The organism is Thalassolituus maritimus, from assembly GCF_900156675.1.
GTDB classification, from domain to species: domain Bacteria; phylum Pseudomonadota; class Gammaproteobacteria; order Pseudomonadales; family Oceanobacteraceae; genus Thalassolituus; species Thalassolituus maritimus.
In genome coordinates this window covers 19,087-45,697 of sequence record NZ_FTOH01000007.1, presented here as the reverse complement: position 1 = coordinate 45,697, position 26,611 = coordinate 19,087, and the positions used below count along the sequence as shown (strand labels likewise).

The following is a 26,611-nucleotide window of genomic DNA, read 5'->3' as shown; positions in this document are numbered from 1 at the left end:
ATTTTACGTATAAAGAGACGAGAGATCATGCCTCAGTATCGTTCCAAGACGTCTACCGCTGGTCGCAATATGGCCGGAGCCCGCGCCCTGTGGCGTGCAACGGGTATGAAAGACGATGATTTCCAGAAGCCTATCATCGCTGTTGCGAACTCATTCACTCAGTTCGTTCCGGGTCATGTTCACCTGAAAGATCTTGGCCAGCTGGTTGCCCGCGAGATCGAGAAAGCCGGTGGCGTAGCGAAAGAATTCAATACAATTGCCGTAGACGACGGTATCGCCATGGGTCACGACGGCATGCTCTACAGCCTGCCGAGCCGTGAAATCATCGCCGACTCTGTTGAGTACATGGTTAACGCGCACTGTGCTGATGCGATTGTCTGTATCTCAAACTGCGACAAAATCACTCCGGGAATGCTGCTGGCCGCTCTGCGCCTGAACATTCCAGTGATCTTTGTTTCTGGCGGCCCGATGGAAGCCGGTAAGACCAAACTGTCTGAGCACAAGCTGGATCTGGTTGATGCCATGGTCATCGCCGCTGACGATTCTGCGTCTGACGAGAAAGTCGCCGAATATGAGCGCAGCGCCTGCCCGACCTGTGGTTCGTGTTCTGGTATGTTCACAGCGAACTCCATGAACTGTCTGACTGAAGCATTGGGTCTGGCGCTGCCGGGTAACGGCTCGGTACTGGCGACTCACGCTGACCGTGAGCAACTGTTCCTCGAAGCCGGCCGCAAGATTGTTGAAAACGCCAAGCGTTACTACGAGCAGGACGATGAGTCTGTACTGCCTCGCTCTATCGCCAACTTCAAAGCGTTTGAAAACGCCATGACCCTCGATATCGTCATGGGCGGCTCAACCAATACTATCCTCCACCTGCTGGCCGCTGCTCAGGAAGCCGAAGTCGACTTCGACCTGAAAGACATCGACCGTCTGTCTCGTGTTGTTCCTCAGCTGTGTAAAGTGGCGCCGAACTCACCGCTGTACCACATGGAAGACGTGCACCGCGCCGGTGGCATCATGGGTATCCTGGGTGAAATTGATCGCGCTGGCCTGCTGCACAATGACCTGCCAACCGTACACAGCGCCACCATGAAAGAAGCGCTGGATAAGTGGGACATCATGCGCAGCCCAAGCGAAGAAGTGGTTCAGTTCTACAAAGCTGGCCCTGCCGGCATCCCGACTCAGACGGCATTCAGCCAGAGCACTCGCTGGCCAACGTTAGACGGCGACCGCGAAAACGGTTGTATCCGCAGTATTGAAAACGCCTACTCACAGGAAGGTGGCTTAGCCGTTCTGTATGGCAACATCGCCCTTGATGGCTGTGTGGTTAAAACAGCTGGTGTGGATGAATCGATTCATGTATTCCAAGGCCGTGCGCGCATCTTTGAAAGCCAGGACGACGCCGTTACCGGCATCCTGAACGACGAAATCGTTGCCGGTGATATCGTGATCATCCGCTACGAAGGCCCGAAAGGCGGCCCGGGTATGCAGGAAATGCTGTACCCAACGTCGTACCTCAAGTCGAAAGGCCTGGGTAAAGAGTGTGCCCTGCTGACTGACGGTCGCTTCTCTGGCGGTACATCTGGTCTGTCGATTGGCCACTGCTCACCAGAAGCTGCGTCTGGCGGTGCCATTGGCCTGTTGAAAGACGGCGACATCATCAACATTGATATCCCGAACCGTTCGATCAATGTCGACCTGACGGCTGAAGAGCTGTCTCACCGTCGCCACGAACAGGATAAGAAAGGTTGGAAACCTGCCGAGGAACGCCCACGTAAAGTGACCACGGCATTGAAAGCCTACGCCAAGTTCGCCACCAGCGCCGATAAGGGTGCCGTCCGCGACAAAGCTATGCTCGACGACTGATGTCAGAAAGGCCGGTTTTTACCGGCCTTTTTGTTGGTCCGAATATATTTACATGACGAGAAAATAATTCCATGAAAACATCGCCACTTCTGTTTTCCTTACTTTTTTTATCCGCCGCCAGCGCAGCTCAAGCGGCTGAAGTTCGAATCATAGACGCCGAAAAAGCACAGCAGTGCTTATTAGTAAAAGAAGAATCCTGCAGTAGCAGCACAGAAGAAAAGTGCATCGAAAAACTGAAAAAAGAAGCCCTCGAAGTCAGGGCCGACAGTATTCTTATCCTCGACAGTAGCGAATCCCGCTTCCGTAAGCCGACACTGGCTGGCGGCATCAAGACGATAAACAAAATCAGCCTGAAAGCAGAGTTATACGACTGTATGCAACAACACCTGCAACAAGAGAAGCCTGCAAACGCCCACAGTGGCAAGGCCAGAAAAGCAGAGAAGAAGTCGATAAAAGAACGCCTGGAGATCCTTCAGAACCTTAGAGATGACGAACTGATTACAGAGAAGGAATACTCTCAGAAGAAGGCTGAAATACTCCAGGAACTTTAATCAGTGGGAGCCTAAATTAACGGGCTCTGAAATCAACAGGAACTTTTCTCAGATTTTATAACACCTGAAAACCCGAAATTTAACTTCGGGTTTTTTTATGAATTTTTTATTTTTTTTGAACTGTTTCACCAACGTCCAGTCCATTTAAGCACGGCCACCCTATACAGGCTGTATCAATTTATAATATGGATGGACTACCCGTGAAACGCACTTTACTCGCTACAATCATTTCTTCGATCAGCGTTACTGCACTGGCCGAAAACCCTTATTACGTGACTTTGGGTGGTGCCCACACCGACCACGAGGTCACCAACGAATACTTCGATGATTACATCAAGCACAGCTACGACCTGGAGCTCTCAGCCGGTTATATGCTGAACAACGACACCGCGCTTGAACTCAGTATCGTACAGCCTTCTCCAGATCAGATTGACGGCCGTGCCGATGTTCAGCAGGCTCGCGTCAGTGGTCTGCATTTCTTCGGTGACGAGATGATTCAGCCATACGTGAGCGCTGGTCTTGGCTATGGCAAGGCAGAGCTGAACGATTTTGCTCAAGAGAACGCTCTGGTGAGTGTCGGCGCAGGTCTGCAACTGGCGGCGACCGATACCTTCTTCGCCCGTGCCGAATACCGTTACGACGATATGGTAAACGAAGACATTGAGCACAATAACTATGTGCTGGAAGCCGGCATGCGCTTTGGCGGCAATAGCGTGACATCATCACGCGATGAAGCTGCAAATAATATGACCAATGACGTTGAAGCTGCACACGCAGCTGCAGCAGCAGAGCGCGCGAAAGCCGAGGAAGATGCTCGCCGTGCCGCCGAACTGGCCGCTGAAAAAGCCCGTATTGCTGCGAAGCTGGATACCGATAAAGACGGCGTTCCTGATCGCAAAGATAAGTGCTCAGACACGCCCAAAGGTACCATGGTCGACAGTGACGGTTGCCCGAACTTCGACGGCAAGCTTCAGGGCGTTTTCTTCGAAACAGGCTCTGCACAACTGACTGAAAACAGTGAAGCCATCCTCGATGACGTTGCAAAAGAACTGAAACGATATCCTGACCTGATGATCGAAATTCAGGCTTATACCGACAGTCGTGGTAGCGATGCACTGAACCAGAAAATCAGCGAAGACCGCGCACAATCAGTCCGTTCGTACCTGGTAGAAAAAGGCGTCAGCGCAGAGAAACTGAGCGCGAAAGGCTATGGCGAAGCGGACCCTGTTGCGACCAATGATACTGCTGAAGGTCGAGCACAGAACCGCCGTGTAGAACTCGCTGTTAAGAAATAACAGTCAAAATAAAATGGCCGCAATCGCGGCCATTTTTATTATCAGCAAACATGCTTCACACCCTGAAGCGCTCGACAATTTCCCGTAACCGCTGCACTATCTGACCAAGGTCGTTGCTGTGCTCAAAGGTTCTTCCTGAGGCACTCAGGGTTTGCTCAGAAGCCTGACTGATTACACGGATGTTCTCGTTAATTCTTGAGACCACATTGTTCTGATTATCCGCCGCTGCAGAAATTCTGCTGTTCATTGAGCGAATATTCTCAACACCTGTTGCAATCTGTTGAAGCGCTTCGCGGGCACGCTCTGTATCCTGAACACCCTGCTGCGCACGGTCTTTACTGGCATCCATCACCTGAACGGCTTTCTCAGAAACACTGACCAGACGCTCAATGATATCGTTAATCTCTTTGGTTGAATCCTGAGTCCGTATTGCCAGACTACGGACTTCGTCAGCGACCACGGCAAAACCACGCCCCTGCTCACCTGCTCTCGCAGCCTCTATCGCCGCATTAAGGGCAAGCAGATTCGTCTGTTCAGCGATTTCATTGATCGATTTCGCAACGTGACCAATCCCCTGCGTATCTTCAGCAAGTTGCCGTACAACCGTCACGGCGTTCTCAACTTCTGCCGCCAGCTCCTGAATCGTGCCTGTCACCTGAACAACGACTTCGCTACCGCCCTCGGCATTCTCTTTCGCCGATACGGCCGCTGTTTCAGCATTGACCGCACTTTCGTTCACTCGCCCTGCAGCGTCTGATAGCTCTTCTACCGCCACCAGCAGGTCTTTACTCTCGCGCTGCTGCTCACCCATTCCATCCCGCGTTTCACGGGTGATTAATGCCAGTTCTCCCGACACCCCAGACAGCTCAGACATGGTATGAGATAAATCACTGATCGCCGGCTGAAAGCTATTCAGCATGCGGTTAGTCGCTTCTTCGACCCGGCTGAATTCATCATTGGTGCCGAGGTTTACACGCAGGGTCAGGTCAGAGTTCGTGCCTATCTGCCCCATCGTTTTTTCCAGGCGACGCAGTGGCTGAATCACGATGCGATAAATCACAAAATAAATACCGGAAAGTCCGGCAATCATAAGAACGGCGTTCATCAGGCTGCTATTGATAAGATCTCCCAGCACCTGGCTGTCTTCCTCCGCGAGAGAGTATGTAATCCGCCCCGCACCAAGAACGGTCCCCTCGGCAACCTGATGGCAACCAAGGCAATTAGTGCCATGACGGTTCTCAACAGCGATGTAAGGCTCAATAACCGTGAGCTTACGTTCACCATTTACGGTTTCAACAAACGATACAGCTTCGCCGTTCAGTGCACGGCGATCGTATTCGTCCTGAGGTTTCTCGCTCGGAAACCCCGGACCGAATAGCTTGTTTACGGCGTCGGCACGCAATACGCGCACTTCTTCGATGCCGTCCTGCTGAGCAAACTTATCTCGCAGAGTATCCCGGCTTGCCATGCTGCCAGTCAGCATCAGCATATTGATGCCATCAAGATAATTGTCGAGCACCTGATTCAGGTGCTGCTTGGTAGTCTCCAGAAGACGCGCTTTCTGTTGATGTGAGGAATACAGGTTGATAAATACCATGATCAGCAGAAAAACCAGGATCATAGGTGTGAGTATCTTCCACTTCACGGATTGAAATTGAGTCATTGCGCCACTCTCAGCCTGCGGGCAGAGTTCAGTTAGAAAGTCTGCTGTTTCTCAGATAAAGAAGAACAGCTCTGCCTTCAGAGTAGACGCTTTTGTAGAGATCGACAGGAATTCGATGGCCAGTCAGGCCACCGAAGAGTGACAAATAAAGACAGATTTAATTAGAGGCGCATTTCGATGCCAGCGGCAGCCATGTGCTCTTTTGCCTGCTGAACCGTATATTCACCGAAGTGGAAAATACTCGCCGCTAGAACGGCGTCAGCTCCACCAAGTTTTACACCATCGACCAGGTGATCAAGGTTACCCACACCGCCTGACGCAATGACCGGAATATTAACCGCATCCGAGATGGCTTTGGTAACGCCCAGATCAAAGCCTGTTTTAACACCATCACGATCCATACTGGTCAGCAGGATTTCACCGGCACCGAAGTCGGCCATTTTTACGGCCCACTCCACTGCATTAATGCCGGTCGGCTTGCGGCCACCGTGAGTGAAAATTTCCCAGTGGTCATCAACCTGTTTAGCATCAATCGCAACCACAATGCATTGCGAGCCAAACTTGTCCGCCGCTGCGCGCACAAAATCCGGGTTATAAACTGCAGCCGAGTTAATCGATACTTTGTCGGCACCAGCATTGAGCATGTTACGGATGTCGGCAATCTCACGAATACCACCGCCAACAGTCAGGGGAATAAACACCTGCTCGGCGATCGCTTCAACCATGTGAACTGTGGTTTCACGCTCTTCGTGGCTGGCGGTAATATCGAGAAAGGTAATTTCATCCGCGCCCTGATCGTTATAGCGCTTAGCAATTTCGACCGGATCACCCGCATCGCGGATACCAACGAAGTTGACGCCTTTTACGACGCGACCTTTATCAACATCCAGACACGGAATAATGCGCTTCGCCAGAGCCATGATTATTTACCTGTGAGTTCGTCTGAAAGAGTCTGAGCTTCAGCAACGTCCAGCGTACCTTCGTAAATTGCACGGCCAGTGATCGCACCCAGAATACCGCGGGACGCTACCTTCGACAGCTGACGGATATCTTCGATGTTGGTGACACCACCTGATGCAATCACAGGAATACCACCCTCTTCTGCCAGCTGAACGGTCGCTTCAACGTTCACGCCCTGCATCATGCCGTCACGAGCGATGTCGGTGTACACAATTGCTGATACGCCATCGTTGCGGAACTGTTTCGCCAGATCGACGGCTTTCACTTCAGAGACTTCAGCCCAACCGTCAGTTGCAACGAAACCGTCCTGTGCATCCAGACCGACAATCACGTGGCCCGGGAAAGCGTCACAGGCTTCTTTGACGAACGCAGGTTCTTTAACGGCTTTCGTACCAATAATGACGTAGTTCACGCCCGCTTTGATGTAGTGCTCAATAGTCTCCAGTGAACGGATACCGCCACCAATCTGAATCGGCAGGTCCGGGAAGGCTTTAGCAATTGAGGTCACGGCTTCGCCATTCACTGGCTCACCGGCAAACGCACCGTTCAGATCAACGAGGTGCAGACGACGACAGCCCGCATCAACCCAGCGCTTTGCCATAGACACAGGATCATCACCAAACACGGTGGAATCATCCATACGGCCCTGACGGAGGCGAACGCACTGGCCATCTTTGAGATCAATAGCAGGAATAACGAGCATGAGAGTAACCTTAAAAGAGTAACCTTAAATTTGAATCATTAACCGGGCGGCCAGATCAGGCCTGACCATCCCAGTTCAGGAAGTTCTTGAGTAATGCGAGACCCGCGTTGTGGCTTTTTTCGGGGTGAAACTGGACGGCGAAGACATTGTCCTGTCCCATGGCAGCGGCAAAATCGACACCATAGTGACCGCGGCCTTTCACCTGTTCCTCATTCTCTGCTTTCACATGATATGAGTGAACAAAGTAAAAACGGGTATCGTCGGCAATGCCATTCCAAAGTGGGTGTTTTCCCTGACTTACGGTGTTCCAGCCCATGTGGGGTACTTTCAGGCGCTCACCGTTTTCTCTCAGATCATCGCCAAAGTACTTAACCTGACCGCGGAACAGACCAAGGCCGTCAACACCGCCGTTTTCTTCGCTGCGCTCCATCATGGCCTGCAGACCAACACAGATACCGAGTAATGGCTTAGATGCCGCAACTTCGCGCACAACCGCATCGATACCCTGAGCATAAATCTCAGCCATGCAGTCGCGGATAGCGCCAACACCGGGCAGCACGACATGATCAGCTTTGAGGATCACTTCTGGGTCTCCTGTCACCAGCACCTGAGTATCCGGGGCCACACTCTGAAGCGCACCGTGAGCGGAGTGCAGATTGCCCATGCCGTAATCAATAACGGCACAAATCTTACTGTTAACTGTCACTGTTCCGACCTCTTACAGACTGCCCTTGGTCGATGGTGTCACACCGGCCATACGTGGGTCCTGCTCAACCGCCATACGCAATGCCCGGCCGAACGCTTTGAAGATCGTCTCTGCCTGGTGGTGTGCGTTGAAGCCTTTGAGGTTATCAATGTGCAGGGTGACTTTGGCGTGATTCACGAAGCCCTGGAAGAACTCCCAGAATAACTGAGTATCCAGTCGGCCGATCGCGGCACGGGTAAAGTCGACTTTCATATCCAGACCCGGACGTCCGGAGAAGTCGATCACAACACGTGACAGTGCCTCGTCCAGCGGCACATACGAATGACCGTAGCGGACGATGCCTTTTTTATCGCCGATCGCCTGTGCGAACGCCTGCCCCAAGGTGATGCCGATATCCTCAACCGTGTGGTGGTCATCGATATGAGTATCGCCTTTGCAGGTGATATCCAGATCAATCAGGCCATGGCGCGCGATCTGATCCATCATGTGTTCAAGAAAGGGAACACCTGTATCGAATTTGGCCTGACCCGTGCCATCAAGGTTGATCTTAACGGTAATCTGGGTTTCGAGCGTGTTACGCTCTACTGACGCCGTGCGTGCCATAGTGAGATTGTCTCCGGACTCTCGCAAAACAGAAAAGAAAGCATTATAAAGCAAAGCGCACCAGAAAGTAGGCCGGAAACTTCTGAAAGTAATAAATCCTGCCTGACTGATGCACAACACCGTGAACAAGCCAACGAACAGGAGCCTGATGTGCCGGTAAAACTGGAGCACCTGACTGATCCAACTGAAGACGACTTCGCAGACTTTGAGAAAATCCGCAGCGAAACCGAGCCCCACGGGCTTGCCGTTGATACGCCTCTGCGCGAGTGGATTAATCAGAATCGCTGGGTTATTGGTGGTAGATTTAACGACCGCATCATTGGCGCGTTACTGGCAGAGCGGAATGGCGATCACGTAAGACTGGCAAATGCTGGCGTTCGTCGCATTACCCAGCGTCGAGGTGTTATGCACCAGATGCTGCATTTTCTGTGCAAATGGGCAGACGAAGAGCGGCTGACCCTGGAGTTTATCGATAGTGAAGACTCACTGTCAGAAGCCATCGTACGCAGAAACTTTGAACGTCAGGGTAACCTGTTGGTCTACAAAAGGACTGTTTGAGCAGCCACTGTTGCACAGATGTAACAAATAATTGTGAACATCCGTCTAGGCAGCTGCGACGTATCGTTAGATACTGACTAAAAATGATAAGGACGTAACCGTGATAAAAATACTCTCCCTTTTTACGCTGATGATGCTTGCGGTAACGCAGGCCTTCGCCAGTGACGACAAGCCACTGAAAGTGGTTGAGCAAGCCACCAATGGCGTGATTGCTGAACTGAAGAAAACCGAACCTGAAGAACGCGACGCCCAGATGGTTGAGCGACTGGTAGAAGAGTACATCCTGCCGGCCATCGACCAGAAAAAGATCGCGATGGGCGCACTGGGTAAATACTGGCAGCGTGCTACGCCTGAGGAACAGCAGCGCTTCATCACGATTTTCCGTGATCGTCAGCTACGTACTTATGGCGGTGCTTTCAAAGCGTTCAGTGGCGAAACACTGGAGTTTTCAGATACCCGCTACAGCCCGGACGGTGGTCGCGCTATCGTGAAAGGCGAGTTCACCCAGAGCAATGGCAACAAAGTCCCAGTAGATTTCCGTTTGTATGAAAACAAAGAGTCTGGCGACTGGCTGGTATACGACGCTGTAATTTCTGGTCTGAGTATGGTGAAAACCTACCGCACACAGCTCTCTGATCGCTTGCAGAACATCAGTATCGGCGAACTTATTGCCGAGCTGGAAAGCGAACCAGTCAAACCATACGACCCTGAAGAGCTTCAGGCAGGCTCTTAAGCCTCAGATTCTGTCGGAAAAGCCGCTGACCAGCGGCTTTTTTTGTGACCCGCCACCGGTAAAACCCGCGAATTAGTACTAAACTGATGGGATTGGGATTTCCACCAGGGCGCCCCAAAATGCGCCAAATGATAAAAATTGACCATAAATAGGCCGTATTGGCCGTCTTGAATTCAGATAACTGACGACGCACTCTGTAGAGCGCGTTTATTCGGATAACCGGCACAGTATGATTGGCAGCAGTATGTACATCACAATGACACTTCAGGAAGGAGCGCTTCCTTGGCTGCCAAACAACACTCTCGTCGGGAGAGTAGTGCCATGACGCTTTTCAAGACCCAGTCCTTACGCCGGCGCCTTGTTCTTATCTCATTGATCACCACCGGCCTGACACTCCTGCTGGCTAACTTTGCCTATATTTCGCTCGAGTATTATCTGGCTAAGCGGGACACGGAAAACAAATTACAGGTGCTGGGTGACGTCATATCAGACCGTATCACTGCGGCGCTGACCTTCAATGACAAAGCACTGCTTGAGAGCAACCTGAACACACTTCAGTCAGATGGTGCCATTGTGCGTGGCTGTATTTACCGTCAGGATCAGACACTGGCTGCCAGTTATCACTCCAAAGCCCACGAGCGCATCGATTGCCCGAATTACCTGCCACGTGTCGATACTCTTAAGACCTATAACTTCTCGCGCTTTTTTCCGGTCACCCGTGCCGAAGAGCCAATAGGCACGCTGTATATTGAAAGCAGCCGGGATCAACTACTCGAACGTTTTTTCCAGTTCCTGGTGTTCTCGATCATCATTATGTTGACGGCGTTCGCGCTTGCACTGTTCCTCGCCAATAAGCTTAAAGACGTGATCTCAAGACCAATGCGGGAATTGAGTGACACTCTGACTGAGATCCTGAACAAGAAGGTTTATTCGATTCGTGCAACAAAGACGAATAACGACGAACTCGGTGATCTGGTTGATCTGTTTAACCGCCTGTTGACGACCATTGATGATGAAAACCAGTCGCTCAAAGCATCTGAAGAACGTTTCAGAAAGCTGACCGCCCTGTCTCCTGTCGGTATTTTTCAGGTCGATCCCAACCAGAACCTGCAGTACGTGAATCAACGTTGGCGTGATATTCACGGCATGACAAACGACCACCCTGACCTTCAGGACTGGTTCGAGATGATCAACCCGAAAGACCTTGTGAATGTTCAGGAAGCCTGGAACCGGCTGGTTCTGGATCAGGAGAGTATTGCTCTGGAGATCCGCCTGACCCGCCCGGACATGGCTTATACCTGGATTCACCTGATGGCGAGTGCGCTCTACGACCGCGACGGCCAGCTGCTTGGTTACTTAGGTGCGATTTCAGATATTTCTGAACTGAAAGCGGCTCAAGTGCAGATGGAAACCCTCGCCTTCTTCGACCCACTGACAGGGTTAGCGAACCGGCGTCTGTTTAAGAATCGCCTGGTGACTTCAGTGAAAGGGGCGATCCGTTCCGGCAAGTCTATGGCTCTGATGTTTCTGGATATGGACCAGTTCAAGCGCGTCAACGATACGCTCGGGCACGATGCTGGCGACGTTCTGCTCAAAGAAGTCTCGAACCGCCTGAGCAACACAGTGCGGGAAAACGATACGGTATCGAGGATCGGTGGTGATGAATTCACAATTCTGCTGACAGACATCAGTTCTGTGCAGGACGTACGCGCCGTTGCAGAGAAAATTCTGCGCGCCATGTCGAAACCAATCCGCGTCAAAGGTCAGGACATCCTTACCTCAGTCAGTATCGGCATCACCATGACGCCGGATGACTCCACAGACACCAATGTGTTGATGAAAAATGCTGACCTGGCCATGTACTCTGCCAAAGAGCAGGGCCGTAATAATTTCCAGTTTTTCTCTGAAGAGATGAACCACTCCATTCTCGAGCACCTCGCTATCGAGAAAGAAATCAACGAAGCGATAGAACGGAATCAGTTCACTCTGTTCTATCAACCAAAGATCAGCCTGTTCGACTACCGCACCACAGGCGTCGAGACGCTGATCCGCTGGCAACACCCTGACAAAGGCATTATTACGCCGGATAACTTTATTCCGGTCGCTGAAGAAACCGGCCAGATCATTGATATTGGTAACTGGGTTCTTGAACAGGCGTGCCGTCAGATCAGTAGCCTGATCCGCAAGAACATCATGCCTGCGGATGCCAAAGTTGCGGTCAACCTGTCAGCCAAGCAGTTCACCGACCCGGATCTCGCCGGTCGTATCCGCAATGTGCTTGAGATCACCGAGATTCCACCGCGCTGTCTGGAACTGGAAATCACCGAAAGTACCCTGATGGATGATGTTGAAGCGGCTATCCGCATCATGCAGGAGATCAAATCGACAGGGGTGTCTATCGCCATTGATGACTTCGGTACCGGTTACTCGTCACTCTCCTACATCAAGCGTTTCCCGATTGATGTGCTCAAAGTGGACCGTTCGTTTGTCATGGATATTCCGGACGATAAGAACGACATGGCGATCACCGCAGCGGTGATTGCGATGGCTCACAAGCTCGATCTGAACGTGGTCGCCGAAGGCGTAGAGACGGATGAGCAACTCCAGTATCTGCGTCTGAATAACTGTGATGAGGGTCAGGGCTACCTGTTCAGCCGTCCGCTATCTCTCGGACAGCTGCATCAGTACCTTGTGATCTCTGCTGAGCGACGCAGCAACAGCTACGAAATCTGAGTCAGATCCTTCATACTGCCCGCCGTTTTAACAGAAACCGGACACCATGAAAGACTCAGCATTCAGTGAGACCGTGCTCGCCTGGTATGAGGTTCACGGTCGCAAGCATCTTCCCTGGCAACAGAACATCACGCCATACCGTGTATGGGTGTCTGAGATCATGCTGCAGCAGACTCAGGTCGCCACCGTTATTCCTTACTATGAGCGCTTTATGGCCAGCTTCCCTACTGTCGAAGCGCTCGCCAACGCCACTCAGGATGACGTGCTCCACCACTGGACTGGCCTCGGCTACTACGCACGCGGAAGAAACCTGCACAAATGCGCTCAGACAGTTGTTAGCGAATACGATGGTGAGTTCCCAAGATCGGTTGAAGGGTTAGGCGACTTGCCCGGCATAGGCCGCTCAACCGCAGGAGCTATCGCTTCTATTAGCATGGGCATCCGCGCACCGATCCTCGACGGCAACGTCAAACGCGTACTGACCCGCTTCTACGCGATCTCTGGCTGGCCAGGCACCACTGCGGTTGAAAAACAGCTCTGGGAGATTGCCGGCCGACTGACCCCAGAACACAGCCACCAGCAATATACGCAGGCAATGATGGACCTGGGTGCGACTCTTTGCACACGCTCTAAACCCGCCTGCGGCATATGCCCGCTGCAGCCTGACTGCCAAGGGTACGCTGAAGGTAATCCAACGCAGTACCCGAACAGCAAGCCAAAGAAAGAAAAACCAGTAAAAAGTACCGTAATGGTGATTCTTGAAAATGAACAGGGTGAGCTTTTACTGAAGCAGCGGCCTCAGAGCGGTATCTGGGGCGGGCTCTGGAGCTTTCCCGAAGTCGGGGGCACCGCTGAGATGGAGCAGGTTGTTCTCAGCGAGACAGGCCACACAGAGGCTGAGACTCAGGTTCTGAATACCTTCAGGCACACCTTTTCTCACTACCACCTGGACATCACCCCTGTGCACGTAAAAATGAAACGGCCAGCAGCCACGGTGCATGAAAACAACGTCCACTGGTACAATACATCTTCACCAAGCGCCATTGGTCTGGCTGCACCGGTGAAGAAACTACTTACATTGATCACTCAGGAGTAAGCATGGCCAACACGGTACACTGTCGTAAATACGGTGAAGAACTCCCCGCTCTGACCACTCCGCCTTTCCCCGGACCAGCCGGTGAAAAAATTATGCAGACCGTCTCTGCAAAAGCGTGGCACGAATGGACTGAACACCAGAAGCGCCTGATTAACGAGAAGCACCTGAGCGTAATGGACCCCGAAGCCCGCAAGTACCTGACAGAACAGCGCGAGAAGTTTCTCAGCGGCGGTGATTTTGATCAGGCTGAAGGCTATGTTCCTGAAAATTAAGAAAAATCGCTGAATAGCTGTTGACAGTATGCAGCGAGCGCGGTTTAATACGCGCCACTCAACGGACGGACAGTCCTGACGAGATGCCCAGATAGCTCAGTCGGTAGAGCAGCGGATTGAAAATCCGCGTGTCGGTGGTTCGATTCCGCCTCTGGGCACCACAAATTACTTTAAAAACAGGCACTTACGGCAACGGGGTGCCTGTTTTTTTATGAGCGAATTTTACGCGGGCCACTTTTGGGCCACTTTTAACGGTAAGGGAGTATCTGATGGTTAAATTTCTATCTGCTGTAGTGTGTTCGTTGGTTGTCACTGGCTGCGCCACTCAGACCTTTTATATCAATGAGGAAGCGGAGCAAAAAGACTTTGCGAACCTTCAGGGGCAGAGTCATTTCTTCTTGTTTGGTGTGGGTCAGGAGAACACGGTAAACGCGGCGGAGGTCTGCGGCGGCGCTGATAAGGTGGTCAAGGTGCAATCGTCTACCTCTGTCATTGATGGCGTTATTGCCCTGTTTACCTCTGGCCTGTACACCCCAGAGAGTAAGCGCGTTTACTGCTCTAAGTAGTCGCCAGCGGGTTAAACCGTATCGCCTGCTCTAAAGCATCTGGGGCCAGATGCGCGTAACGGATCGTCATTGTTAGCGTACTGTGTCCCAGTATTTCCTTTAGTTGAAGTATGTCCCCGCCATTCATCATAAAGTGACTGGCGAACGTGTGGCGTAGCGCGTGCGTTAGCTGCCCGTCTGGTAGTTCAATCCCTGCCCTTTCAACTGCGCGCCTGAATGCGCTGAGGCAATCCCCGAAAAGCCGCCCTGATGGCTTGCCCGCCCCTAGTAGCTCCTGTGCCAGTTCAACGGCGATAGGTATGCGGCGAACCTTTCCTGATTTAGTGCCCTGATAGATTACCCGCGCCCTGCCCTGCATCATTTGGATGTGTGACCGGTCAAGCTGGGCCGCTTCATTCCATCGCGCCCCGGTGGCCAGACAGAGGCGGACAACGTGGGGCAGATCGGTGCTTTTGCTGTTTTCGCATTCATGCAGTAACCGGGCTATTTCGTCAGAGGTCAGAAAGCCCATTTCTGTCTCATCGAATGACAGAGGTTTTACGTTCCGTAGTGGGTTTTCCTGCTGCCAGTGCTCCAGTCTGCGGAGTTCATTGAAAACCGCTTTCCAGTACGTCAGCATGCGGTTCTCGTTGTTCTCTGTACTGCCGGCATCAATCCGGGCTTTACGATACGTCAGATAAAACGATGGCGTGACCTTGTGAGCCTCTGGGTTTCCCATCTCAGTGGCGCAGTAGTTCAGGCGGTTCAGGCGGCGCGCTCCGTCTTTGAGCGTGTGTCCGTGCAAGTCATACCAGAGCTGGGCCAGATCGGATAGTTGCCGGGCGTCCTTCGTCCTGATGACCGTTTCACCGGCTGCCAGTTTGCGCAGTGTGTCCGCTTCCCATGCTCGGGCCTGAGCGGCTTTCGGGAAGTTCTTTTTGTAGCGTTTTCCGTCCCACTGAAAGCGGGCTTGGTAGCTGCCGTTACTGAGTTTACTTACTGTCACCGCCCAATCCTGCCTTTAGCGTCTCTATCATCATTTGCTGAAAAGCGGCTTTCAGCTCTGGGTCATTGGTCAGTGCCTGCATCAGGTCGGCTGGATCAAGTGACGCCGGGGCGGCGCTGCTCTGTGCTGCCAGTTTGCCGACTGCTTGAGCGGGTGCGTCGATATCATCAGGTATTTGAAGGGGTTCAGCTCCAGCCAGATACGCTAAAGCCCATGGGAAGTGCTCGCCGATAGCTTCGAAGTCAATTTCATTCATTCTCATATTCAGGTTTTCGATATTAGCGAGGCGTGAAGCGGGTAGGCCCACTTTATCCGCGAATATTGGGCGCTTTGAGAAGCCTAGAGCCAAGCGAAGTGTGCGCAGCCTTTCGCCCATTCTTTCCTTTTTGGACATAGTGTTATTCCTAAATATCAATTATTAAATGCCAGCACCCTATTGCATTACAGCTAATATGGCTGCTAGATTTGAGTAACTAATGAAATACATCAATTCTATACACCCAAAAGGGGTGTATTGATGATAATTAGCAGATAACCAGTAAAAACCAAAGGAATTAAACAAATGACAGCAGGCAATCAGGTTATTCAGGTGGCGGTAGCCCGTCCGTATGTGACGTTAGAGGAATACGCGGATCAGGTCGGCGTAAGTAAAGGGGCCGTGTATGGCTGGGCAAAGGCCGGACTGATTAAGACGATCAAGCGCGGTAAGTGGGTGTTGGTCAACAACATGGCGGAGAGCATCGAAGCGGCGGCTCAGGCTGATGCTGTGAATCTGGTTATTCAGGGGGCGGCGTGATGCTTGAAGAGCTGGAGAAACTACAGGACGAACTGGAGCGGCTGCAAACAGAGTATGCGCTGGAGTATGACTTGTCGATGGCGGTTAGACGTTTGGATGAAGAGATCAATTACTGGATGGAGTGCCAAGAGGATGACTGAATATCTGATTTTTGCCGCTATCGCTTTCGGTGTTTCCGGGGCGTCGTTCTGCTTCGGTCTGTTCTGTGACCGTATCGCGACTGACATAGAGGCCGCGTGTCGTGGGGGTGAACATGAGTCTGAATGACCTGACGGCGGAACAAGTGCGGCTGATGCTGGAGAAAATGGACTTCCATTTTTCCACTGAAGCGCACGTTGCCCGTGCTCTGGGTGCTGAGCTGGGTACGGAATCGCGGGCCTATAAAGAGGCTCAGGACAAGTGTCAGGAGTTGTTCGTGGTTCGGTCGGCGCTTGATAAGCGTTGGCGTGAACTGGTGCAGCTTGAGGAAGTGCGGAGACGTTCGGGGGTGGCTGCGTGATTCGTAAGGTATGCCGGGTGGAGTGTGACCGATGCAAGCGGCGGCTAAAGATTGATAGTGGTGATGTCTTTGACAGTTCGGAGGAGGCGTTCGCGGCTATACGTAAAGCTGGCTGGAGATTGGATGTCACAAGCTGCACACCTTCCCTTATATGTCCGATTTGTGAGGCGCGGGCAGCCGGTATGACTAATGCAGAGATTTTCGGGATATGACCTCTAATCCTCTCTGTCTGGTATCCGACCACAAAAACGCCCCGGTCAATAAAGCGAAGCAGGAAAACGCGGAGTTTGTCGCCGGGATTCTTGCTAAGCACTTTCATGTTAGTCAGTACCTGACGGCGTTTCACGCTCGTCAGGCGCGCTCGTTTGGCGCTGTGGTGGCGAATAAGGCATTGCGCCGCGTGTCTGACTCTCTGGTTTTTGATGGCTATAAATCGGCGGCTATGGACGATGAGTCTATATGCAACATAGCAAAAGTCCGGGCGGAGCTGTGCGAGCGTATTTACCACCAGTCCGCGGGGGTTGGTGACACTGACGCGGTGCGCAGACGGTTAGAGGAGTTCTGCGAGGCTGGGGGCGTTGTTTTCCCTCTGAAAATCGGAAAGAAGGACACTCCTGCAGCAATATCAAAAAAGATTGTATCGGCTGCCCTTCGTGTGTCTGACGCTAAGTGGTGGCGGCGTCAGTTGCGCACTGTTACTGGTCGGTGTGTTGAGTCCACATTGCGGGAGATTGGCGGCGTCTGTGCCGGGCGTTCTGCGTACGTGAGTAACTACACGCTGGAGCGTTGGAAAAAAGCCAGTCACCGCAACGCGGAGACGCTCAAGGCCATGGAGGCGGTGACAGAGATTGACGGCGAATCAGTTTCTGTTCCGCTGGATGAATGCGTGGCCTCTTCTGTTTCTAACCCTGTAAATCGTCGCAATGAATTAATGGTCCGTATGCGCGGTTATGAGGAAGTCGCGACCGGGTTAGGGCTGACCGGCGTTTTTCTTACCCTTACCTGCCCGTCGAAGTATCACGCAATTACTCACGGTCGTGGGTTGAATCCGAAGTATGAAGGGGCAACGCCCCGCGAATGTATGGAGTATCTGAATGATGTTTGGGCACGAATCCGCGCGGAGTGGGCGCGCTCTGGTGTTCGCTGTTTTGGTTTCCGGGTTGCTGAGCCTCACCATGACGGGACGCCCCATTTCCACTTTATGCTGTTTATGCCCGCTGACTCTATTGGACGGGCGTTGGACGTGTTCGGACGTTACGCAATGGAAGAAGACGGAGACGAGCCAGGGGCTGACAAGTATCGGTGGGATTCAAAGATTATTGACCCAGAGAAAGGCACGGCGTCCGGATATATCGCTAAGTACGTCGCGAAAAATATCGACGGTTTTGCCGTTGATTACGACGATGAGGGAGACTGTCACGGGGCTGACGGTGCTATCCGGGCGCGTGCGTGGGCCTCCGTTTGGGGTATTCGTCAATTCCAGCAGATCGGCTCTGTGTCGGTCACGGTTTACCGGGAACTGCGCCGGAATTGCGAGTTGTTCGAGTTGCCAGATTCTGACGTTGATGACCTGAGGGCGGCGGCGGATCGTGGCGACTGGGCGCGCTTTGTTGAGCTGATGGGTGGGCCATTGGTTGAACGCAAGGGGCAGACATTACGCCCCTTGTATCAAGAGGCTGACCAGTTTGATAACGCTTACTGTGAGCCGGTTAAAAAAATGATTGGGCTATGGCTTCAAGTTGTGGGCCGTGCCATGGGGCGCTCTGCCCTGATTACCCGTGACCGGGTGTGGAAAATCCGAAGGCGTGAGCCGGAGGATCAGGAGGCGGCGAAGCCGCCGAACTTGGACTTGTGACAATAACTGTACGGAACGAATCGGCGGAGCCGTTCGGGGAGTGGGAAAAATGGCTGATGTAATTGATTTAATTGATGAGGGGCGTTTACGCCTTGAGGATGTGCGCGACGGTATCGAGCGTTTGCAAGCTGTGAACAGTCAGGCGCAGTCGCTGGGTATGCTGGAGATTCAGAAAAAGGCGGCGCTGGCTGAACAGGCCGTTTCTGACTCTATCGGCGTTATTGAGGGGCTGGCGGATTCGTTGGCGGCTCTGATTCAGGGGCTGGCAGAGGTGGCGGAAAATGTCGGATAAAAAAATTAAGTGTCCGTTCTGTGAGGGTGTGGCCGCTGTTAAGAAAAATGCGCGGCTTGATCCCTTTATTAGCTGCCAGCGCTGCGGGCCTATCAATGCCAGAGGTGCTATGTACCGGGCGTATATTGAGAAACACCAGTACGAGCCAGCGGCGGCGGTGTCGCCTCCTGCCATTGAGCCGGAGGTGCAACCACTGTATAAAAAACCAGTATCAACCAAGGAAAAGGAGGATTGGTTAGATGATTGGAACGGCTGAACAATACTGGAGCCTAGGGGATCAGGCGGAGCTTGATCGGATAGAAGCAGAATTGGGAAAGGCTGCCGGGGAAGTGTCCGCCACTGCTGAAGCTGTGGCGGAGATTGAGGAAAACGGGGGTATCCTGTTTCCGTATGATCCAGTGATTGAGCAGAACGTCAGGGTTTTCTCTGATATCGGTTTTAAGGTCGCGGCTAGTAAGTGGGGTAATCACTGGCAGTTGCCGCCTGAAGACTGCGAGCGTCTTTCTGTCGCTTGTGCTCAGGTGATCCACCGCTATATGCCATCAGGTGAAAATCTGGGGGTTGTCGGTAACTTGGGGCTAGTTGCTGCCACTATCGTGGGGCCGCGCTTGATGCTGACGAAAATGGGTAATATGAGCGGCGGTGATGCTGCAAATGATGAGGGGGTGAAGGGTGAGCCAGAATCAGCGGATTGACGAGTCAGCAAGTAAAGACATCCGGGCTTATTTCGGGTCGTCTGGATCGGGGAAAACGCACAATATCAAAAAGGATACGGCGGCGTTGCCGCGTGTGCTGGCGTTCGATCCTGAGGGCGCGTTCAACTCGTCGGACGGCTTCACCTGTACGACTGACCGGGCGGAGTTCTATCGTCTGGCGCGTGGCTCAGGCAATGTAAAACTGACGTATCAGGGGAACGGTCAAGCTGATTTTAACTGGTGGTGCAATCTGGTATTCGCTCTCGCTGATTGTCGCCGCCCTTGTGCGATCATCGTTGACGAGTTGGCGGGTGTGACGACTGTGAGCAAAGCGCCGCCCGCATGGCATCAGATATTGACGCGCGTACGGAAATACGGAGGCAAAGTCTTTGCCGGGGCGCAGTCACCGACTGAGATTGATAAAACCCTGATGCGCCAGAAAAACAAGCTGTTTGTGGGGTATCTTGAACGGCCAGATGATCATGCGTATATGGCAAAAGAGACGGGCATCCCCGAAAAGGTGTTCTTAGAATTGAGGCCTGACCCATATTATGAGCATGTTAAATATAAGGGTCGCGAACAATGGGCCGCGTTCGATAAATCGGGCAATAAAAAACCTATTGAGTAAACATTCATACGGAAAAAAGGGCGCACTGTGCGCCCTTTTTTGTGCCCGGTTACTTTTCGTTGGGCGTTTTCTCGTATGTACGTACGAACGGCGCTGCGCGTGCGTTTTATTCAGTTTCTGGATGTAATTCAGGCTCCTTTGGTTGGGTGTTTAATTAACTTTTTGGGGTAATCCTATGAATAAAACAACTATGCGCGTTGTGATAATCTCACTTGCTGCCGCTGCGGCTGTCGTGTGGGCATCAAATAACGTTGATGCTGTTGAAGACGCAATCGGCTAAGCGGGGGCTGTATGCAGAATTATATTGAGCTGAGTTCATTTTCAGCGGTAGCGCCGGGGCAAGTTGCTAACCTGCCTCTGGATATTGGGCCGAAGTACAACGAAATTCATCTTGAATCGAATCAAGCGAATAAGATCGAGTGGGTGCGTCTTAAGCTGAATGCAAAAGTTGTGTTTGAGCTGACAAAGGCGGAGCTGGATCGTCAGCTGTCGTATGACAAGATTCAGGGTTCCAGTAACTTTATTGCGCTGCCTCTGGCTCTTCATTATGCCGTGCCACTGCAAAGCCAGGTCTTTACCGGGCTGCCGACTGGCCCGGGTGATAATGTCGTGCTGGATGTGAAGTTTGCATCTAACGCGGTAGCGCCAGAGCTGAAGGCGTTTGCTGAAGTGGCTGAGCATAACGGCGTTCGTGAGGTCGTGCGTACGTTCGAGCGTTATACGATCCCGGTGGGTGCAAACGGTAAAATTGACTTTACCGCCATTGAACGCGGGCCGCGCATTCTTCGTGCTTGGTTTGAGTCGCCTAATATCGGCTCTCTCGAAGTGAAGCAGAATGGCGTTGTTGCGTATGAGCTGTCAAAGGCGCGAAATGACTACCTTCTGAAAATGCGCGGTAAGGAAATCCCGGCGGGCTTCTTTGTCTTTGATCCTACGGCACGTAACTATCCGCTGATTGATGCGATGAAAACAGCGTATCAAAACCTGAATTTCCGTCTGGACGTAACCAGTGGTGGCGCTCAGAACATCGAGGTTCTGGTAGAGCAGCTGGAAGCGCTGGAGCCACGTCAGTGGGCGTAACTGGTAACTGAGGGGCCTTCGGGCCTCTTTTCCGAAAATCGGGGGGTGTATGGATTTTCTGGATCAGATTAAAAGCGGCGCGTCGAGTATGTGGGGTGACGTTGTAACCACAGGTCGAGAGTATGTCTCGGAAGCGTGGGCCGATACTAAGCAGGATTTTCTGGGTGGTAATCCGGTGGCTAAGGCTGAGGCTGAAAAAACGGCGGCGGCTATTCCGGGTGCTCAGGATTCGCGCGTGGCTGGTAAGGGTGTAGGGGCAACACCGAAAGGCGGTATTAACTGGAGCGCCGTAGGTGTAGGTGTTGCGGTGCTTGCGTTGGTGTTGAAGTAATGCCGCTGCTGTTGTTGATTGGTGCCGGGGCGTTGGGCGTCGGTGCGGGAACGAAAATGGCGGGGTCTGGCCTGAATGAGGCCGGGAACGGTTCTATAAAAATCGCCATGGCGGTAACCATTGGGGCCGCGCTTTTTATGTATTACTCAGGGGCGGTAAAAAAATGATTCCTCAGGGTTCAAGTTTTCAAAATTCCACCAGTTCGGGCGTTGGCGGTGGTGATCAGTTCGGAAATAAAGGGCCTCAGATGGGTTCTATTTTTTCGGGCGGTAGTGATGGTGCCAGTATTTCTAAGCCTGTCATGTTCGCGGCGCTGGCTGTGGTCGGGCTGTACTTCTGGAGTCGTAAGTAATGGGGCTTTTCGGTGGTGGCAATTCGTCTAAATCAACGACGAATAATTATGATCAGCGCCAGAATCAGGCGGCTGACGGCGGCGTTGCGGGTAATAATAACTACGTGGTGCATCAGACCTCAGATTATGGGGCTGTAGAAAATGCGTTCGAGTTCGGAGAGTCTGCAATTGATGGGATGGCGGATTCTCAGGAGATGGCGTTAGAGTTTGCGGGCGGGAGTATGTCCCGCGTTCTCGACTCTCTGGACGATAACACGGGGCAAGCGTTCGGGTTTGCTGAGAGCGTGTTTGAACGTGCTATTGATAGTAGTGACGCGGCGAGGGCTGAATCGTTCGGAGCTATCAGTCAGAATAATAAACGAATGGATGAAATCTATTCGACTGTCGGTCGTGAAACTCAAGATCAAACTATGAAAATAGTCATGTTGATGGCTGGGCTTGTTGGCGCATCTTTGCTCGTGGGGGTTGCTCGTGCTTGATCGTGATCTATTTATTCCTGCTGGATCGGCTCAGGCAATTTATGGAGAGGTGCAACGGGTTGTTGTGCGTAAGTCGGGCGGGCCTATCGTACTCAAGACTGATAAAAATGAAGAAGTTGAAGCGAGCCAGGGCGATAATATTTCGTTTGAAGTGCAAGCTGGAAAACTGTTTGTTCATAACAAGACCGGGGCGGATCAGAGCGTAACTCTGGCACTTGCGACTGTTGCGCGTGGCAATCTGGAATCTAATTCCGGGGCCGTTGAGATCGTCAATACTGAGGAAATTAACGCAGCTGCCGGTAGCTGTGATATTCGGTCATACACTGTCGGGCCTTCGGGGCTTGAAATTCTGTCAGGCGCTGTGACTAATCGACGATGTGCGATTATTTCCCCTGCCGGGCCTATCCGTATCGCAAGTACTCAGGGCGGGGCATCATTCACAGTCGCGGGCGTGCTGAATCACGAGGCGTCGGGTTCACTTTGGGCCAGTGCTGACAGTGACACAGTGGTCGAGATTCTGGAGTATCTGAACTGATGTATGTACGCGCCATTACTGCTGAGCAGATCAATGCAGCTGTAACAGCTGAGACCGTGAATAACCATGTTGATTTGTCGGGGGTGTTTGATTCGTCGCGTTCTGAAGTGGTTTTCAGCGGTGAAACATCGCAATTCAACATTTCTACCTCTGAATACGGTATTTATGAGATCGCGGCGGGATATGCGGGCGCCAGTAATCCAAATTTGGTAGGTATGTTTTCAATAACATCAGATGGTGTGAATGATCACGTGACACATGGGACCATTGCGTCCGGTTCTGCGGGGCGTCTGAGCGCGAGCCATAATACAACTTATGACACGCTGGGGGTTTATACCCTAAGTGAGGGGCAGGATATTTTTATAATGAAAGTTGTGAGGGTCGGCTGATGGCGTTCGTATCATTTGATAAAAAAACGGGCATCGTTACCGGTTATCAGGAACTGCCAGAGGATCAGTGCTATCTGCTGGAAACCGAAGAAACGGGGACGGGCGAGATCAGTACAGGACAGCTTGAGCGCGTGAAAGAATGCCGCGCTGAAGGCGTCGCACTGGAGTTTAAAAGCGGTCGATTGTATGAGGTTTCAGAATGAGCCGGGCCGCGTATATCCCTGATGTGTTTGATTCCGGGGCGTTCCTGTTTCCGCAACCTGAGTATCACGGTGTCGAGCTGATTAGTAACGGTGATTTTTCGAATGGTCTGAACGGTTGGACGTTGTCTGGAAGCCCTGCGGTAGTTGGTAGTGTGCTGCAAGGTGGTCAAATGTACGGAACAGACCGAATCAGTCAGATTATTGCGGTAACTGCACTTTCTAAGTTAGAGCTAGAGGTTAGAGCTACAAAGGGCGGTTCTGTTGGTTGGGTTGTTGTTGATCTGTTTTTACGGAATGCTGCGGGGAGTGTCGTTGAGAATGTAATTCTGGGTTACCCGTCAACTGCTGCAGGATTTATAACATTTGACAGAGGTGGGTGGCAGTTGGGAAAAGCCGCGTTTAATGTTCCTAGTGATGTTGTTGAGGCGGAGGTGCGTTTATCTGTAAACGGTAAGGGTGACGCCATTGACTATGTCAGTCTCAGGGAGATGGGGTGAAAGCAGTAATGACATTGGCAGCCGTTGCCGCGTTTATTATCCTGGGCGGTCGCAAAATTGCGCTTTCTACTGCTCCGCGTGGGCTGCGGAATAACAATCCGGGCAATATCCGGGAGACTACGGGAAGCCTCTGGAATGGCCAGACGGGCACTGATGGTCAGTTTGCGATATTCGGCGCGCCAGAGTACGGAATTCGGGCTATGTCAAAGCTTCTTATGAACTATCAGGCTCTATATGGCATTGATACCGTGCGCGGACTTATTAACAGGTGGGCACCACCAAACGAAAACGACACCGGGGCATATGTCGGTCACGTCGCTGAATCGCTGGGGGTGCATCCTGATCAGACAATCGAAGTTGCGGAGCATCTGCCGGGGCTTGTTGCTGTGATTACACGTCATGAGAACGGAGTTCAGCCGTACTCGGACGAATTGATTAATACAGGGGTGGCTATGGCCACGGAGGGTTACGAGAATGCGTAAAGATAAGGTTATGGGTGTTCTGGCTGGGTTTGGGCGTAAGCGGTTGATTGCGGGCCTTCTGACACTGGGGCTGGGTGCTGTGGGGGTTGTGTTGCCGCCTGAAGTCCTAACTGGTGTTGTTTCTGCTGTTGATATTGCTATGAGCGCTGATTGATGGAGCTGGGCGCTTTAGAGGCTCTGGCGGCGGCTGGTGATGTCGGTATCTGGGGGTTATTGGCTGTGCTCTGGCGCTTTGATCGTCGCCTGTTGACGCTGGAACATGGGTTTAAGTCGTTGCGCGAAGTTTGGGCCACTTTTGGGCCACATTTTCCGAAAGCAACCACAAGTAACGGCAATCAATGTCAGTAGCGGCGGGCGTTACAGGGTGTCTGGAGGTATCAGAACGGGTTGAAAATCCGCGTGTCGGTGGTTCGATTCCGCCTCTGGGCACCACTTATTCTAAAGCCCTGATTTTTCAGGGTTTTTCTGTTTCTGGACACGGTAAAAACCTTCGTATCATTTAAATTGGTACAAAAGGTTGGTACAAATGAGAATTCTCATGGCGTCTCCCTGGAAGCATCCAAAATCTGGTATTTATTATTTCCGACGAGTAGTTCCTGAAGATCTCCGCCCTATCATAGGGAAGCGAGAGCTAAAGACGTCGCTTAAAACCAGAGACCCCCACACGGCTAAATCCATGTTCATCGTCGAAGCTGCCAAGGCTGAGGGTGAATTCCAACGTGCACGAGTACGACTGCAAAAGGCCACGAAAGTGCTCTCTAGCCTTCAAGAGGTCAAAGCACTCGCTCAGCATTGGGAAAACAGGGCTAGTTATGCTCTCTATGAAAACCCCGATGAGGTTTACGCATACCTGTCTGTGCAAGGTGATGCAGAGGATCACATCACTACTCTAGACCTCCTGGCTGAGATCAGCTATAGCAGAGAGGCTCATCTCAACTCTATTTTGAAACTACTGTCCCCAGTGGTAGATGAAGTACTACTAGAAGTTGAATACCAGCGTCCTGAGCCTGACTCGATAATACATAAGCATCTACTGACTGCCTCTGAGAAGACCTTTAGATGGTTAAATCAGGGTGTCTGTAAGCCACTCCACAAGCTCCAGAACCTTCCATATAAGCCTAATGTGGGCAAGCATTCGGATGGTTCCAAGGGCCGTCCTAAGGACTTTCCCCGCGGTTCTGCGCGCCTTCAAGTCATCTCGACCGCATACGCGGAGCATTGCTCTTACTACGTTCAAAATACGTCTGATCGCTCTTCTACTTAGGAACATTCTTAGTCCTGTATTAGAAGAGGAACAACCAAACACGTTAACCGGGCGGTTCAGTGCGCCCTATAGGTATTATTGGGGGGCTTGTCAGCGGATTCAATCCACTAACTACTTTCTTCGGGGACTTACTTTTCTTTTTTCTTATGGAGGAGGTCTTGATAGCGGCGTTCAAAATTTATCCAAGAGCCATGTAGTTCATTACCGAACCAATCATCACCTCGTTTCGGGTCTAGAACAGCGATGTACCTTATGTCTGAATTATTAAATGCTGTATGGTCAGACCTTACGATGTTTAATCGCTGTAGGGCATTGGTAAACCACTTATCCAGCCGATAGACGTCATTAACGACAAGTTCCTCATAAGTCCCCAATATTCTAGCTTGATCTACAGCCGCCCTAAATCGGGTGGAAGCTTTTAGGTGCTGAATTAGGTTCTCTGGTAAATCTAAATCGCGGAGCCCCCGGCAAGATCCCCTCGATGCGCTGCTACTAGGAGTAACTTCAATTGAAGTAGACGCGACGTTGTGCCTAATCTGATTCAGTGTATTCCGCCATTCGCTGAAACTGATGAGAACCTCAATGATTGCATCTAACTCTCTATCGTAGTGTTTTTGCTCTTTCCATTGGTTCGCAGACTCTCTGGCTGCTTTCGCCGATCTTGCGGCCATCCATGCTGCTGTTGCTGTTGCAAGGGCCGTTATGGTCGAAATGAATAAATCTGCTGCAAACGCTCCTAACCCGCTGAGATGCAGCAAGGCACCGGTACAACATATGATAAAGACTGCGAACGCAGCATAGGCACTGTTCTCTAAAAAGATTTTGATCATATCGTACCTGTTGCTAAACACCTGTTCCTTGGTATGGCGCTAAATCTTACGTTCAAACTACGCCATAGTCTAACAGCACTTACTTATCCTCAGGGAAAACTGGTACAAAAAACT

Annotated in this window: 39 protein-coding genes and 1 tRNA gene; 32 read left to right on the top strand and 8 right to left on the bottom strand. The window is 51.8% G+C overall.

Features of this window, described 5'->3' with window-relative positions; genetic code table 11:
* The first annotated feature begins 27 nt into the window (after positions 1-27).
* The 3 genes from ilvD to BW941_RS17970 all read left to right on the top strand — a co-directional run bounded on the left by ilvD (position 28) and on the right by BW941_RS17970 (position 3,712).
* Positions 28-1,866, top strand: coding sequence for a dihydroxy-acid dehydratase (gene ilvD / locus BW941_RS11865; protein ID WP_076516349.1), 1,839 nt, complete (start codon positions 28-30; stop codon positions 1,864-1,866).
* Positions 1,867-1,937: 71 nt separating this feature from the next.
* Complete coding sequence (locus tag BW941_RS11860) at positions 1,938-2,417, top strand: hypothetical protein (RefSeq protein ID WP_076516347.1); 480 nt, start codon at positions 1,938-1,940, stop codon at positions 2,415-2,417.
* Positions 2,418-2,617: 200 nt separating this feature from the next.
* Positions 2,618-3,712 (top strand): OmpA family protein, encoded by a 1,095-nt coding sequence (locus BW941_RS17970; RefSeq protein WP_281251180.1) that lies wholly within the window; start codon positions 2,618-2,620, stop codon positions 3,710-3,712.
* A 55-nt stretch (positions 3,713-3,767) separates the two neighbouring features.
* On the opposite strand, the gene BW941_RS11850 is transcribed toward BW941_RS17970, so the two are convergent.
* From BW941_RS11850 to hisB, 5 genes are all read right to left on the bottom strand, one after another.
* A complete protein-coding gene (locus tag BW941_RS11850) occupies positions 3,768-5,375 on the bottom strand; it encodes a methyl-accepting chemotaxis protein (protein WP_084188906.1) in 1,608 nt (535 codons plus the stop codon).
* A 161-nt stretch (positions 5,376-5,536) separates the two neighbouring features.
* Positions 5,537-6,295 (bottom strand): imidazole glycerol phosphate synthase subunit HisF, encoded by a 759-nt coding sequence (hisF, locus tag BW941_RS11845; RefSeq protein ID WP_068443815.1) that lies wholly within the window; start codon positions 6,293-6,295, stop codon positions 5,537-5,539.
* A gap of 2 nt (positions 6,296-6,297) precedes the next feature.
* Complete coding sequence (gene hisA, locus BW941_RS11840; protein WP_076516341.1) at positions 6,298-7,038, bottom strand: 1-(5-phosphoribosyl)-5-[(5-phosphoribosylamino)methylideneamino]imidazole-4-carboxamide isomerase; 741 nt, start codon at positions 7,036-7,038, stop codon at positions 6,298-6,300.
* Positions 7,039-7,093: 55 nt separating this feature from the next.
* A complete protein-coding gene (gene hisH / locus BW941_RS11835) occupies positions 7,094-7,744 on the bottom strand; it encodes an imidazole glycerol phosphate synthase subunit HisH (protein WP_076516339.1) in 651 nt (216 codons plus the stop codon).
* A gap of 12 nt (positions 7,745-7,756) precedes the next feature.
* Complete coding sequence (gene hisB / locus BW941_RS11830) at positions 7,757-8,347, bottom strand: imidazoleglycerol-phosphate dehydratase HisB (RefSeq protein WP_068443808.1); 591 nt, start codon at positions 8,345-8,347, stop codon at positions 7,757-7,759.
* A gap of 150 nt (positions 8,348-8,497) precedes the next feature.
* Between hisB and BW941_RS11825 the strand changes: the two genes are divergently transcribed.
* From BW941_RS11825 to BW941_RS11795, 7 genes are all read left to right on the top strand, one after another.
* Positions 8,498-8,905, top strand: a complete 408-nt coding sequence (locus BW941_RS11825; RefSeq protein ID WP_076516337.1) for an acetyl-CoA sensor PanZ family protein — start codon at positions 8,498-8,500, stop codon at positions 8,903-8,905.
* Positions 8,906-9,005: 100 nt separating this feature from the next.
* Positions 9,006-9,638 (top strand): MlaC/ttg2D family ABC transporter substrate-binding protein, encoded by a 633-nt coding sequence (locus BW941_RS11820; RefSeq protein ID WP_076516335.1) that lies wholly within the window; start codon positions 9,006-9,008, stop codon positions 9,636-9,638.
* A 321-nt stretch (positions 9,639-9,959) separates the two neighbouring features.
* Entirely contained in the window at positions 9,960-12,371 is a 2,412-nt protein-coding gene (locus BW941_RS11815; RefSeq protein ID WP_076516333.1) for a bifunctional diguanylate cyclase/phosphodiesterase, read from the top strand.
* Between the two features lie 46 nt (positions 12,372-12,417).
* On the top strand, positions 12,418-13,467 hold the full coding sequence (gene mutY, locus BW941_RS11810; protein ID WP_076516331.1) for an A/G-specific adenine glycosylase: 1,050 nt from the start codon (positions 12,418-12,420) through the stop codon (positions 13,465-13,467).
* Between the two features lie 2 nt (positions 13,468-13,469).
* The gene (locus BW941_RS11805) at positions 13,470-13,739 is read left to right on the top strand and encodes an oxidative damage protection protein (protein ID WP_076516329.1); all 270 of its coding nucleotides are present in this window, start codon (positions 13,470-13,472) and stop codon (positions 13,737-13,739) included.
* Positions 13,740-13,824: 85 nt separating this feature from the next.
* Positions 13,825-13,900 (top strand) — tRNA-Phe (locus BW941_RS11800).
* Between the two features lie 108 nt (positions 13,901-14,008).
* On the top strand, positions 14,009-14,305 hold the full coding sequence (locus BW941_RS11795; protein ID WP_076516327.1) for a Bor family protein: 297 nt from the start codon (positions 14,009-14,011) through the stop codon (positions 14,303-14,305).
* Here the strand turns inward: BW941_RS11795 and BW941_RS11790 are convergent.
* Positions 14,298-15,290, bottom strand: coding sequence for a phage integrase (locus tag BW941_RS11790; protein WP_076516325.1), 993 nt, complete (start codon positions 15,288-15,290; stop codon positions 14,298-14,300). The two genes, BW941_RS11795 and BW941_RS11790, sit on opposite strands and share 8 nt — an antisense overlap.
* Positions 15,277-15,684: a helix-turn-helix domain-containing protein gene (locus BW941_RS11785; protein ID WP_139325833.1), complete on the bottom strand. Its 408-nt coding sequence runs from the start codon at positions 15,682-15,684 to the stop codon at positions 15,277-15,279. Before BW941_RS11785 ends, BW941_RS11790 begins: the two co-directional genes overlap by 14 nt.
* Before the next feature lie 168 nt (positions 15,685-15,852).
* Here BW941_RS11785 and BW941_RS11780 point away from each other — a divergent pair, with 168 nt between their 5' ends.
* The 22 genes from BW941_RS11780 to BW941_RS18095 all read left to right on the top strand — a co-directional run bounded on the left by BW941_RS11780 (position 15,853) and on the right by BW941_RS18095 (position 25,667).
* Positions 15,853-16,086, top strand: coding sequence for a helix-turn-helix domain-containing protein (locus BW941_RS11780; protein WP_076516321.1), 234 nt, complete (start codon positions 15,853-15,855; stop codon positions 16,084-16,086).
* Positions 16,086-16,226: a hypothetical protein gene (locus BW941_RS17845; protein ID WP_175607904.1), complete on the top strand. Its 141-nt coding sequence runs from the start codon at positions 16,086-16,088 to the stop codon at positions 16,224-16,226. Before BW941_RS11780 ends, BW941_RS17845 begins: the two co-directional genes overlap by 1 nt.
* Positions 16,219-16,353, top strand: a complete 135-nt coding sequence (locus BW941_RS18050; RefSeq protein ID WP_281251179.1) for a hypothetical protein — start codon at positions 16,219-16,221, stop codon at positions 16,351-16,353. The genes BW941_RS17845 and BW941_RS18050 overlap by 8 nt, the downstream gene beginning before the upstream one ends.
* Positions 16,340-16,585 carry a hypothetical protein gene (locus BW941_RS11775; protein WP_076516319.1) on the top strand — a complete coding sequence of 82 codons (246 nt, stop codon included), beginning with the start codon at positions 16,340-16,342 and terminating at the stop codon, positions 16,583-16,585. Before BW941_RS18050 ends, BW941_RS11775 begins: the two co-directional genes overlap by 14 nt.
* A 208-nt stretch (positions 16,586-16,793) precedes the next feature.
* Entirely contained in the window at positions 16,794-18,440 is a 1,647-nt protein-coding gene (locus tag BW941_RS11770) for a replication endonuclease (RefSeq protein WP_076516317.1), read from the top strand.
* 49 nt (positions 18,441-18,489) lie between these two features.
* Positions 18,490-18,732, top strand: coding sequence for a hypothetical protein (locus BW941_RS11765; RefSeq protein ID WP_076516315.1), 243 nt, complete (start codon positions 18,490-18,492; stop codon positions 18,730-18,732).
* On the top strand, positions 18,722-18,988 hold the full coding sequence (locus tag BW941_RS11760) for a hypothetical protein (protein WP_076516313.1): 267 nt from the start codon (positions 18,722-18,724) through the stop codon (positions 18,986-18,988). Before BW941_RS11765 ends, BW941_RS11760 begins: the two co-directional genes overlap by 11 nt.
* Positions 18,972-19,427, top strand: coding sequence for a hypothetical protein (locus BW941_RS11755; protein ID WP_076516311.1), 456 nt, complete (start codon positions 18,972-18,974; stop codon positions 19,425-19,427). The genes BW941_RS11760 and BW941_RS11755 overlap by 17 nt, the downstream gene beginning before the upstream one ends.
* Positions 19,405-20,055 (top strand): type IV secretory system conjugative DNA transfer family protein, encoded by a 651-nt coding sequence (locus tag BW941_RS11750; protein ID WP_076516309.1) that lies wholly within the window; start codon positions 19,405-19,407, stop codon positions 20,053-20,055. Before BW941_RS11755 ends, BW941_RS11750 begins: the two co-directional genes overlap by 23 nt.
* Positions 20,056-20,346: 291 nt before the next feature.
* On the top strand, positions 20,347-21,135 hold the full coding sequence (locus tag BW941_RS11745; RefSeq protein WP_076516307.1) for a major capsid protein P2: 789 nt from the start codon (positions 20,347-20,349) through the stop codon (positions 21,133-21,135).
* A gap of 49 nt (positions 21,136-21,184) precedes the next feature.
* Complete coding sequence (locus tag BW941_RS11740) at positions 21,185-21,466, top strand: hypothetical protein (protein WP_076516305.1); 282 nt, start codon at positions 21,185-21,187, stop codon at positions 21,464-21,466.
* Positions 21,466-21,633 (top strand): hypothetical protein, encoded by a 168-nt coding sequence (locus tag BW941_RS17840; protein WP_175607903.1) that lies wholly within the window; start codon positions 21,466-21,468, stop codon positions 21,631-21,633. Before BW941_RS11740 ends, BW941_RS17840 begins: the two co-directional genes overlap by 1 nt.
* On the top strand, positions 21,630-21,818 hold the full coding sequence (locus tag BW941_RS11735) for a hypothetical protein (RefSeq protein ID WP_076516303.1): 189 nt from the start codon (positions 21,630-21,632) through the stop codon (positions 21,816-21,818). The genes BW941_RS17840 and BW941_RS11735 overlap by 4 nt, the downstream gene beginning before the upstream one ends.
* Complete coding sequence (locus BW941_RS11730; RefSeq protein ID WP_076516301.1) at positions 21,818-22,297, top strand: hypothetical protein; 480 nt, start codon at positions 21,818-21,820, stop codon at positions 22,295-22,297. Before BW941_RS11735 ends, BW941_RS11730 begins: the two co-directional genes overlap by 1 nt.
* Entirely contained in the window at positions 22,290-22,832 is a 543-nt protein-coding gene (locus BW941_RS11725) for a hypothetical protein (protein WP_076516299.1), read from the top strand. The genes BW941_RS11730 and BW941_RS11725 overlap by 8 nt, the downstream gene beginning before the upstream one ends.
* Positions 22,832-23,221: a hypothetical protein gene (locus tag BW941_RS11720; RefSeq protein ID WP_076516297.1), complete on the top strand. Its 390-nt coding sequence runs from the start codon at positions 22,832-22,834 to the stop codon at positions 23,219-23,221. The genes BW941_RS11725 and BW941_RS11720 overlap by 1 nt, the downstream gene beginning before the upstream one ends.
* Positions 23,221-23,424: a hypothetical protein gene (locus tag BW941_RS11715; protein ID WP_076516294.1), complete on the top strand. Its 204-nt coding sequence runs from the start codon at positions 23,221-23,223 to the stop codon at positions 23,422-23,424. Before BW941_RS11720 ends, BW941_RS11715 begins: the two co-directional genes overlap by 1 nt.
* On the top strand, positions 23,421-23,921 hold the full coding sequence (locus BW941_RS11710; RefSeq protein ID WP_076516291.1) for a hypothetical protein: 501 nt from the start codon (positions 23,421-23,423) through the stop codon (positions 23,919-23,921). The genes BW941_RS11715 and BW941_RS11710 overlap by 4 nt, the downstream gene beginning before the upstream one ends.
* The gene (locus BW941_RS11705) at positions 23,918-24,403 is read left to right on the top strand and encodes a structural protein (protein ID WP_217693597.1); all 486 of its coding nucleotides are present in this window, start codon (positions 23,918-23,920) and stop codon (positions 24,401-24,403) included. The genes BW941_RS11710 and BW941_RS11705 overlap by 4 nt, the downstream gene beginning before the upstream one ends.
* Entirely contained in the window at positions 24,396-24,557 is a 162-nt protein-coding gene (locus BW941_RS17835) for a hypothetical protein (RefSeq protein ID WP_175607902.1), read from the top strand. Before BW941_RS11705 ends, BW941_RS17835 begins: the two co-directional genes overlap by 8 nt.
* Positions 24,554-24,751 (top strand): hypothetical protein, encoded by a 198-nt coding sequence (locus BW941_RS11700; RefSeq protein WP_139325832.1) that lies wholly within the window; start codon positions 24,554-24,556, stop codon positions 24,749-24,751. The genes BW941_RS17835 and BW941_RS11700 overlap by 4 nt, the downstream gene beginning before the upstream one ends.
* Positions 24,752-24,929: 178 nt before the next feature.
* Complete coding sequence (locus tag BW941_RS18095; RefSeq protein WP_076516286.1) at positions 24,930-25,667, top strand: DUF6538 domain-containing protein; 738 nt, start codon at positions 24,930-24,932, stop codon at positions 25,665-25,667.
* Positions 25,668-25,795: 128 nt separating this feature from the next.
* Here BW941_RS18095 and BW941_RS11690 read toward each other — a convergent pair whose 3' ends face one another.
* The gene (locus BW941_RS11690) at positions 25,796-26,497 is read right to left on the bottom strand and encodes a hypothetical protein (RefSeq protein ID WP_076516284.1); all 702 of its coding nucleotides are present in this window, start codon (positions 26,495-26,497) and stop codon (positions 25,796-25,798) included.
* Between the last annotated feature and the right edge of the window lie 114 nt (positions 26,498-26,611).